The 4,144-nt window shown below is 60.5% G+C and carries 3 protein-coding genes; all 3 read right to left on the bottom strand.

The genetic code is table 11. The features are described from left to right. Positions 1–294: MHYT domain-containing protein (locus DBR24_RS33965; RefSeq protein ID WP_305889145.1), on the bottom strand; the 294-nt coding region annotated here is incomplete at its 3' end. Positions 295–489: 195 nt separating this feature from the next. Continuing rightward, on the bottom strand, positions 490–1,959 hold the full coding sequence (locus tag DBR24_RS26600) for an efflux transporter outer membrane subunit (RefSeq protein ID WP_123469081.1): 1,470 nt from the start codon (positions 1,957–1,959) through the stop codon (positions 490–492). After that, positions 1,956–4,144 (bottom strand): efflux RND transporter permease subunit (locus tag DBR24_RS26605; protein ID WP_256591867.1); only part of this gene is annotated, 2,189 nt, incomplete at its 5' end. The genes DBR24_RS26605 and DBR24_RS26600, both read right to left, overlap by 4 nt.

A 4,144-nucleotide genomic window follows, 5' to 3' on the forward strand; every position in this document is an offset into this window, starting at 1 on the left:
GCTGACCAGCCACAGGGCAAAACCACAGGACAGCACCGCAATCAACAGCGAAAGCGCGGTGATCCCGATGTCGTAGCCCAGGTCGATCGGCAATTTGAAGGCGAGCATGCCGATAAAGTGCATCGACCAGACGCCAACGCCCATGGCCAACGCACCACCTGCCGTCCAGAAATGCACGGCTCGGCCCCTTGAGGTGGCAATGCGCCCGGTCAGGTCGAGCGCGGTGTATGAGGCAAGAATCGCCACGCACAAAGAAATGAAAACCAGGGTGTAGGAGTAACTACCGATGAGCATGGAAATTCTCGTAGCCAGCCTGACGGTATAGCGTCCTTTCTCGGCCGGGCAAAAGCGGCGATTGTACTGATTGCGCTGAAGAACGCACTGACAAAGTGAGCAAATTGCCATCAACCCGATGAAACGCTTGTTTGATCGTCCGCCAGGGCGAAGGCCGGCCTATACCAGCAGGTTGAAAATACATTCCCCTGCAGGTCAGCGGGAGTCGGATACATCAAGTTGGCCATCCCAACCCCCGCCCAGTGCGGCAATCAATTGCACGCTGGCGATCAGGCGGTTCTGCAGGATGGTCAACACGCTGCGCTCGTTGCTCAATGCTGTCGCTTGCACCACCACCACGTCGATGTAGGCAATCAGCCCGGCCTTGTACTGGTTTTCGGTCAGGCGCAAGGAATCACGGGCCGCGTCCAGCGCCTCCTGGCGCACCGCCGCTTCGTCTTCGTACACCTTCAGCTGCACCAGATAGTTTTCCACTTCACGGAAACCGTCGAGCACGGTTTGACGGTACTTGGCCACGGTCTGGTCATACACCGCTTCCGTGCGGTCGACTTCCGCCGAACGGATGCCACCGTCGAACAGCGGCAACGTCAATTTCGGTCCCACCGACCAGAAGCGGTTTGGCAGACTGATCAGGTCTTTGGAGGTGCTGCTGCTGTAACCACCACTCAGGCTCAGGGACAGGTCCGGGTAATACGCAGCCTTTGCCACGCCGATATTGGCGTTGGCCGCGATCACCGAGCGCTCGGCCGAGGCAATGTCCGGGCGGCGCTCCAGCAATTGCGACGGCAGGCTCAACGGCACCTGCGGCAGGTTCGGAATGGTCTGGGTTTCGGCAATCTTGAAGTCCGCTGGCGCCTGCCCGGTCAGCACGGCGATCGCATTCTCGAATTGCGCCCGCTGCCAGATCAGATCGACCAGATCGGCCTGGGTGCTTTTCAGCTGGGTTTGCGCCTGCGCGACCGCGTCACGTCCGGAAACGCCGGCGCGGTATTGGTTCTGGGTCATTTTCAGCGAGCGTTCGTAGGCGGCAACGGTGGCCTCGAGCAAGCGCTTCTGCTGATCGATCACGCGCAATTGCAGGTAGTTCTGCACCAGTTCCGATTGCTGGCTCAGGCGCATGGCCGCCAGATCGGCAAAACTCGCCTGGGCGCTGGCCTTGTCGGCCTCGAGTCCACGGCGCAACTTGCCCCAGACGTCAGCCTCCCAGCTCACCCCCAACTGCGCGTTGTAGGTGTCACGAATACCGCTGGACGAACTGCTCAGGCTCGAACTGCTGCTGCCGGTGCCCTGACTGGAACGGGTTTTACCCAGACTCAGGTCGACACTCGGATAAAACGCCCCACGTGCACTGCGCACCAGTGCCTGCGCCTGACGAAATTGCGCTTCGGATTGAGCAACCGTCTGGTTGGAACTGTTGAGTTGCTCGATCAGGCCGTTGAGCTGTTGATCGCCATACAGTTCCCACCACGCGCCCCGCGCAAGCGAGTCGCTGGGATTGGCCTGACGCCAGCCCTCGGCCTCCTTGTACTGGGCGATTTCAGCGGTCTGCGGACGCTGGTAATCAGGGCCGACAGCGCAGGCACTGAGCATCGCCACGCACAGCGACAGACTCAACAGGCGCGAACCGCGAACAGTGGCCAGATGGATAAGCGAACGGTCAGTCATAGCGGAGTTTCCAGAGCGGCGTCAGTACGCACGCCACGCCATTGGTTGAAGCGATGGCGCAGCTTGTCGAGATAGAGGTAAACCACAGGCGTGGTGTAAAGCGTCAGCACCTGGCTGAAAATCAGCCCGCCAATAATCGTCAGGCCCAACGGCTGGCGCATTTCCGCGCCCTCTGCGCGGCTGAGCAGCAATGGCAAGGCCCCGAGTATCGCCGCCAGTGTGGTCATCAGGATCGGCCGCAAGCGTTGCAGGCAGGCACTGCGAATAGATTCCAGCGGCGTCATGCCCTGATGACGCTCCAGTTGCAGCGCAAGGTCGATCATCAGGATCGCGTTCTTCTTCACCACGCCGATCAGCAGGAACAGGCCAAGCAAGGAGATCAGGCTGAACCCGCCGCCCAACGCATAGATCGACAGCAACGCACCGACCCCGGCCGAGGGCAGCGTCGACAGAATCGTCAGCGGGTGGATATAGCTTTCATACAGCACACCCAGCACCAGATACACCGCCAGTAGCGCCCCCAGAATCATGAAGGGCTGGCTTTTCTGGGTGGCGGCGAAGGCGTCGGCGGTACCGGCCATTTTTGCAATCACGTCTTCCGGCAGACCGAGCTTGGCAATCGCCCGCTCGATGGCGGCGCTGCCCTGCTCCACCGTCACGCCTTCGGCCATGTCGAAGGAAATGTCCTCGGAGGCGAACTGGCCTTCGTGGCTGACCCGGTCGTCTTCCAGACTGCTTTCATAATGGGCGAACGTTGACAGCGGAACCCGCGCGCCGTCGGCGGTGATCACCTGCACCTGCTTGAGGGTAACCGGGTCCTGGGCGTATTTCGGGTCGACCTCCATCACCACCTGATACTGGTTGAGGCTGTCATAGATCGTGGAAATCTGCCGCTGGCTGTAGGCGTTGTTCAACACCGCCGTGACCATGTTCATGTCCACCCCGAGGCGCTTGGCCTGATCGCGGTCGACGATCAGTGTCACCTGCTGCGCCCCACGGCCTTCACGGGCATCAATGGCCGTGAGTTCAGGTAACGCCCGCAGCGCCGTGACCACTTTCGGATACCACTCGCGCAACTCGCCCAGATCACCACTTTGCAGGATGTAACTGTATTGCGACGTGGTCTGTTCGCGACCACCGCCAAACTGCAGGTCCTGGTCGGCCATCAGCATCAGTTGCGCACCGGGCACCTTGGGCATTTCCTTGCGCAGGCGTTCGATGACCTTCTGGGCCGACAGGTTGCGCTCCTTGATTGGTTTCAGGCGGACCAGCATGAACGCATTGTTGGTGCCGTTGGTGCCGCCGATGAAACCGGCGACGCTTTCCACCGCATCGTCCTTGAGCACGGCGCGGCGGAAAATTTCCATTTTCGGCTGCATCACGCTGAACGACAGGCCATCGTCGCCGCGCACGAAACCGATCAACTGGCCGGTGTCCTGCTGTGGCATGAAGGTTTTCGGCACCACCACATACAACGCGACGTTGACCCCGACGGTGATCAACAGGCTGAGCAGGGTCAGGCGCCGATGGCGCAGCACCCAGTCAAGGCTAGTGGCGTATTTGCCGACCATCCAGTCGTTGGTGCGCCGGCTCCAGCGTTGCAGACGGTTTTCCTGGCCCGGTGTGTGCGGCTTGAGCCAGCGGGCACAGAGCATCGGGGTCAGGGTCAGCGAGACCACCAGCGACACCACGATGGCCGCTGCCAACGTGATGGAGAATTCACGAAACAGGCTTTCGACAATGCCGCCCATAAACAGGATCGACAGGAACACCGCCACCAGTGACACGTTCATCGACAGCAAGGTGAAACCGACTTCCTTGGCCCCGAGATAAGCGGCCTGCAGCGGTTTGACGCCTTCGTCGATGTGCCGGGAAATGTTCTCCAGCACCACGATGGCATCATCCACCACCAGACCGGTGGCGAGAATCAGCGCCATCAGCGACAGGTTGTTCAGCGAAAAACCATAGAGGTACATCACCGCAAAGGTGCCGACCAGCGACACCGGCACCGCCAATGTCGGAATCAGCGAGGCGCGGAAGTTACCGAGGAACAGGAACACCACCAGAATCACCAGCGCTACAGCAATCAACAGGGTCATTTCCGCTTCATGCAGAGTAGCCTTGATCACCGGCGAGCGGTCCATTGCCAGGTTCAGCTTCACGCTGGCCGGCAGCACCGCCTGCA

The organism is Pseudomonas sp. HMWF006, assembly GCF_003061205.1.
In the GTDB taxonomy this organism is placed as follows: domain Bacteria; phylum Pseudomonadota; class Gammaproteobacteria; order Pseudomonadales; family Pseudomonadaceae; genus Aquipseudomonas; species Aquipseudomonas monsensis.

Coding starts and splice junctions, on each gene's coding strand:
- DBR24_RS26600 (WP_123469081.1), bottom strand. CDS start 1,959: ATGACTGACCGTTCGCTTATCCATCTGGCCACTGTTCGCGGTTCGCGC.